At 58.4% G+C, this 5,699-nt stretch carries 5 protein-coding genes and 1 pseudogene; 2 read left to right on the plus strand and 4 right to left on the minus strand.

The window, feature by feature from the left end; all coding sequences use genetic code 11:
• Nucleotides 1–486: pseudogene (locus RTS12_RS19885) on the plus strand (type III glutamate--ammonia ligase); the annotation flags it as partial.
• Between the two features lie 92 nt (nucleotides 487–578).
• Here RTS12_RS19885 and RTS12_RS19890 read toward each other — a convergent pair.
• The 3 genes from RTS12_RS19890 to purU form a co-directional block, all read right to left on the minus strand.
• Nucleotides 579–1,922 carry an NAD(P)/FAD-dependent oxidoreductase gene (locus RTS12_RS19890; protein ID WP_312531753.1) on the minus strand — a complete coding sequence of 448 codons (1,344 nt, stop codon included), beginning with the start codon at nucleotides 1,920–1,922 and terminating at the stop codon, nucleotides 579–581.
• A 104-nt stretch (nucleotides 1,923–2,026) separates the two neighbouring features.
• Nucleotides 2,027–2,935, minus strand: coding sequence for a bifunctional methylenetetrahydrofolate dehydrogenase/methenyltetrahydrofolate cyclohydrolase FolD (folD, locus tag RTS12_RS19895; protein WP_312531755.1), 909 nt, complete (start codon nucleotides 2,933–2,935; stop codon nucleotides 2,027–2,029).
• A 34-nt stretch (nucleotides 2,936–2,969) separates the two neighbouring features.
• Nucleotides 2,970–3,854, minus strand: a complete 885-nt coding sequence (gene purU / locus RTS12_RS19900; protein WP_312531758.1) for a formyltetrahydrofolate deformylase — start codon at nucleotides 3,852–3,854, stop codon at nucleotides 2,970–2,972.
• 453 nt (nucleotides 3,855–4,307) lie between these two features.
• Here purU and RTS12_RS19905 point away from each other — a divergent pair, with 453 nt between their 5' ends.
• A complete protein-coding gene (locus RTS12_RS19905) occupies nucleotides 4,308–5,087 on the plus strand; it encodes a carnitinyl-CoA dehydratase (RefSeq protein WP_312531760.1) in 780 nt (259 codons plus the stop codon).
• On the opposite strand, the gene RTS12_RS19910 is transcribed toward RTS12_RS19905, so the two are convergent.
• The coding region (locus RTS12_RS19910) for a helix-turn-helix domain-containing protein (RefSeq protein WP_312531761.1) at nucleotides 5,084–5,699 on the minus strand (616 nt) is incomplete at its 5' end. The genes RTS12_RS19905 and RTS12_RS19910 overlap by 4 nt on opposite strands.

Consider the following 5,699-nt stretch of genomic DNA (forward strand, 5'->3'; position numbering starts at 1 on the left):
ACCGCAGCACTTGCCGCGATCTGCAACCCGACCACGAATAGCTATAAGCGGATCAACATGCCGCGCACCGATGCCGGATCAAGCTGGGCGCCTGCGTCGGTGACTTGGGCAGGAAATAACCGCACCCATATGGTGCGCGTGCCCGGACCGGGACGGTTCGAGTTCCGCCTGCCCGACAGCGCAGCCAACCCCTATCTTTTGCAAGCGGCGGTGATTGCGGCCGGCCTTGACGGGATCAGGTGTAAAATCGATCCGGGCCCGGCCAGCACAAGGGATATGTATGCCGAGGGCCATCTGGTGACTGACGCCCCCCGCCTTCCGGCGGATTTGTCGGATGCTCTGCGCGAATTCGGGCAAGACCAAGCCTTGCGAGAATTTCTGGGCGAGGATTTCTCGGCGGCTTATTTGAAGCTGAAATCGCGCGAATGGGAGCGCTCAGCTGCCAATTCCAACGAGTGGGAGCTGGCGCAGACGCTGGATATATAGCTGGAAATTCTCAGCGATTTTGCAATCACTGACGAGGCTGGCTGAATGACGGGAAATGAAGCGGGCCGCCAAGGCGACCCGTTCTTGTTGCATCAATTGCGCAGATAGCTTTCCATCGAATCTTCCAGCGCATCTTTCCACGGCGTGTGGTGGATCGGCGCCATCGTCCCGGTGATGACCGAACGATAGGCTTTGTTCCTAAAGCCCATGATGTCGTCTTTCTTATGCTCTTTCCATTCAAAGAAAGCCGCACAAGCGCCGTCGACATCAAACGAGGGGTAATCCGTCTCGGCGATCAGTTCCTTGACGTAATCACCCTGATACTGGATCGCGTCATGGGTATCGACGCCAGCATCCTCGGCGGCTTCGCGCGATTTGACATCCGCCAGCAGGGTTGCCGTCTCATGCGGGATCGCGACGCGCCCCATGATCGCATCACGCACCCACCAGGCCTGAGCGTCGAACATGTTGAAGGTGAACCACTGATCCTGCATCCCCAGATAGAACATCTTGGGGTTATAGACATAGGCCACGCCCTTATAGAGATCAGCCGTGGCCAGCCGGTTCTTGGTCTTGAGGCGCAGATCGTCGGGCAGGAATGGGAAGTGGTGCTTGTAGCCCGTGCACAGAATGATCGCATCGATGCGCTGGCTGCTGCCATCCTTGAAATAGGCGGTGTTTTCATCCACGCGCTCAAGGATCGGAACCTCTTTCCAATTGGCGGGCCATTTGAAGCCCATCGGCTCGGTGCGATGCGCCACGGTGATCGAGTTGGCGCCGTATTTCCAGCACTGAGAGCCGATATCCTCGGCGGAATAAGAGGTGCCGATCAGCAGCAGATCCTTGCCCTTGAACTCCATTGCATCACGGAAGTCATGGGCATGCAGGATGCGACCGCCAAAACGGGTAAAGCCCGGGAATTCGGGGGCGTTGGGTGTCGAGAAATGACCCGAAGCGACGATCACATTGTCAAATTCCTCGGTATACATGCGGTCTTTGACCAGATCATGCGCCGTGACCGTGAATTTTTCGGTCTTGGAATCATAGGTGACCATGCGAACCGGCGTTGAAAAACGGATCCACTTGCGCACACCCGCCTTTTCCACGCGGCCCTGAATATAGTCAAACAGCACAGCACGCGGCGGGTAGCTGGCGATCTGCTTGCCGAAATGCTCTTCGAAGGAATAATCCGCGAATTCCAGACCCTCTTTCGGGCCGTTGGACCACAGATAGCGGTACATCGAGCTATGGACCGGCTCGCCATTGCCATCTAGGCCGGTGCGCCAGGTATAATTCCACAACCCGCCCCAATTGTCCTGCTTTTCAAAGCAGACAATTTCCGGGATCTCGGCGCCTGCATTGGCGGCAGATTGAAAGGCGCGCAGCTGCGCCAGCCCAGAAGGCCCCGCCCCGATCACTGCAACTCGTTTCGTCATTTGGACCTCCTCCTCAACGTCCTCTGCGAGGATGTGGATAGTACGATATTGTTCAAATCTAGTCAGCTAAACGCGCCGGCCCCTCCCGAGCCGACGCGCAGATATCAGATAGTCAGACCCTCGGGCTCGGTCAGGCCATTGGCACGGCAGCAGGCTGTTACCGTATTGGCCAGAAGGCAGGCAATCGTCATCGGACCGACGCCACCGGGCACGGGGGTAATCGCGCTGGCGCGGGTCAGGGCGCTGTCAAAATCGACATCCCCGACCAGCACCTGCTTGCCATCACGTTCGATCCGGTTGATGCCGACGTCGATAACCACCGCGCCTTGGCCCAGCCAATCGCCTTTGACCATTTCCGGCCGTCCCACGGCCGCCACGACGATATCGGCGCGGCGAACGACTTCGGGCAGGTCTTTGGTTCGGGAATGGGCAATGGTGACGGTGCAGCTATCGCCCAGCAAAAGCTGCGCCATCGGTTTGCCCACAATATTCGAGCGCCCGATCACCACGGCATTCTTGCCAGACAAAGATCCCATCAGATCGCGCAGCAGCAACAGACAGCCAAGGGGTGTGCAAGGCACCATGGCCTTTTGCCCAGTGGCCAAAAGCCCGACGTTCGAGATGTGGAAGCCATCAACATCCTTGGCCGGATCGATCGAATTGATCACCAGATCGGAATTCAGGTGATCGGGCAGGGGCAGTTGGACCAAAATCCCATGCACCGCCGGATCGTTATTGAGCCGAGCGATCAGGGCCAGCAATTCGCTTTCCGAGGTCGTGGCGTCAAGCTTGTGTTCGAACGAGGCCATGCCGGCCTCGACCGTTTGTTTGCCCTTTGAGCGGACATAGACCTGACTTGCAGGATCTTCGCCCACCAAAACCACGGCCAGACCAGGGGTGATCCCCGCTTCGGCTTTGATGCGGCGCACATGTTCGGCAACCTTGTGCCGAATGCCCGCCGCAAAGGCCTTGCCGTCGATAATCCGTGCGTTCGTGGTGATCTGAGTGTCCATGATCCCTCTCTCGTTGGACGCGACGGGCCGGAGATCAACCCATCCGTTCGGAAGCGTATCCACCCGAACTTGACGGGAAAACAACCGTCTTATTTCCATTCAGGAACGAACGATGGTGGATATGCGCATGAATTGCCCGTGCCAGCACCTGTGCCTCGACATCGCGGCCAAGGCTGACATAGTCCTCGGGCGATTGGGCATGGGTGACGCGGATCGTATCTTGTTCAATGATTGGGCCTTCATCCAGATCAGCGGTCACGTAATGCGCGGTTGCGCCGATCAGTTTGACGCCACGCTGGAACGCCTGCTTATAAGGGTTGGCCCCTTTGAAGCTGGGCAGGAAAGAGTGGTGGATGTTGATGATCCGGCCCGACATTCTCTGGCACAGCTGATCGGAAAGGATCTGCATATAGCGCGCCAGCACCACCAGCTCGGTTCCGGTATCCTCGACGATCTGCATCATCTGGGCTTCGGCTTCGGGCTTGTTCTCTTTGGTGACGCGGATGTGGTGGAACGGGATGTCATGGTTCACCACGACCTTTTGATAGGTCATGTGGTTTGAAATCACCCCGACGATGTCAATTGGCAGAGCCCCGATCTTCCAGCGGTAAAGCAGGTCATTCAGGCAATGGCCGAAGTTCGAAACCATCAGCAGGACTTTGGTCTTTTTGTTGGCGTCGCAAAGCTGCCAGTCCATCTCGAAGTCTTGAGCAATCGGGGCAAAGGCTTCGCGCAGCTCATCCGCGCTGCGGCCCTCCTGCGAGTCGATGCTGACGCGCATAAAGAAGCGGTCATTATCCTGATCATCGAACTGCGCGCTGTCGGTAATGTTGCAGCCATTCGCAGCAAGCATGCCCGAAATTGCGGCGACGATTCCACGGCGGGTCGGGCAGGTAACGGTCAGAACATAGTCGGCCATCTGTGGCTCCTGAAAACTTCTGTGATCTTGTCGGTTTCGGCGCAGGCCGGGGTCAGGCTTGGTATGTGACCCGGATGTGCCAATTGTGTAAAAGCGGCATTTCAACTGTCAATAAAAAGATATTCCTCTCATTCTTTGGTCTTTGCCGCTTCGGTATGCCTATGTCTACCAATGCCATCCGGGTTTGAAAGTGCAAGACCACAGAAGTCGTAGACTGCGCCGTTTCCATTTTCGGGTGGTCATAGCGTAAAAATTTCCACTTGTATCCTATGGTTCTGGCTGGATTTCGTATGCTGCATTGCCCTTGTTTTGACCGCAGATGGACTGTGGCGCGGGCGCAGATCGCCTGACCTTTGCCCCCCTCGACAAGCGCTATTGGGAAGTGCCAGCATAAGTGCAGCACTGCGCCAAAGGTCTTGGTCCCAAGGCGCCCCCCCTCCCATAGGAGATAAGATGCCCCCCCTGCACAGCCAGATTCGCGGCGCCGTTCTTGAGGTGACGCTTGACCGACCCAAAGCCAATGCCATCGACCTTGCGACCAGCCGCGCCATGGGGGAAATCTTTACCCGCTTTCGCGATGATCCGGCCCTGCGGGTCGCGATTTTGACGGGTGCGGGCGAAAAATTCTTTTGCCCCGGCTGGGATCTGAAGGCAGCTGCCGAGGGTGCCTCTGTCGAGGGGGATTACGGCGTTGGCGGCTTTGGTGGCCTGCAAGAGTTGCGCGGCCTAAATAAGCCCGTGATCGTTGCCGTGAACGGCATCTGCTGTGGCGGCGGGCTGGAGGTGGCCTTGTCAGGTGACATTATTCTTGCCGCCGATCATGCGACATTTGCCTTGCCAGAAATTCGGTCGGGCACGGTGGCGGACGCGGCCTCGATCCGGCTTCCCAAGCGCATCCCCTATCATATCGCTATGGAAATGCTGCTGACAGGACGTTGGATGGACGCCCAAGAGGCCGCGCGCTGGGGTATGATCAATCGGGTTCTGCCCGCGGATCAGCTGATGGCGGAAGCGCGCAAACTGGCGGATGAGCTGGCCTCGGGGCCACCTTTGGTTTTCGCGGCCATCAAGGAAATCGTGCGCGAGGCCGAGGATATGAAATTCATCGACGCCATGGCCCGGATCGCGCGCAACCAATTCGCAACGGTCGAGGCCCTGCACCACTCGGAGGATCAGCTTGAGGGCGCGCGGGCCTTTGCTGAAAAGCGCGACCCGGTCTGGCAAGGTCGCTAGCGTCGCCGCGAGCTGCCAATCGTCTCGCCATATTGCGCGCGATAGGCCCGCGCCAGCGTTGCAGCCGAGGCAAATCCTGTCCGTGCAGCGATCTCGGCAAGGGTCAGCCTGGTATCCACGGCCAGGGCGCGCGCATGTGACAGGCGAATGTTGCGATAATACTGGCCCGCCGACATTTGCATCACCGACATGAACATCCGATCCAATGTGCGCGAGGATACGGCGGCGATCTCGGCGATCTCGGTCAAAGGCACGGGCGCATCTGCCGACTGCCGCATGGCGGTAATCGCGCGTTGCAGCACGGGCGAAAGCCCCCGATCGGTCATTCTGGGCACATTTGGTGGATAGCTGCCGGGGGCATAGCCCGATTCGATTGCACGCTGTCCATCCGAATCGGCGATGCGGCCAAACATATTGGCGACGTCATAGCTAAGGGCGTCGCCGCCATAGCGCCTGATCAACGACAAGGACCAATCCATCACCCCCCCTGCGCCGCCGCAGGTCACAAGATTGCCGTCCTCGACCCAAGGGGCCGTGACGGTTTCGACATCGTGGAAGGTTTCGGTGAAAGCGTCGATCTCCATCCAGTGGATGGTGGCCCGCCGTCCGGTC

The sequence above is a fragment of the Paracoccus sp. (in: a-proteobacteria) genome, assembly GCF_032007265.1.
Taxonomy (GTDB): domain Bacteria; phylum Pseudomonadota; class Alphaproteobacteria; order Rhodobacterales; family Rhodobacteraceae; genus Paracoccus.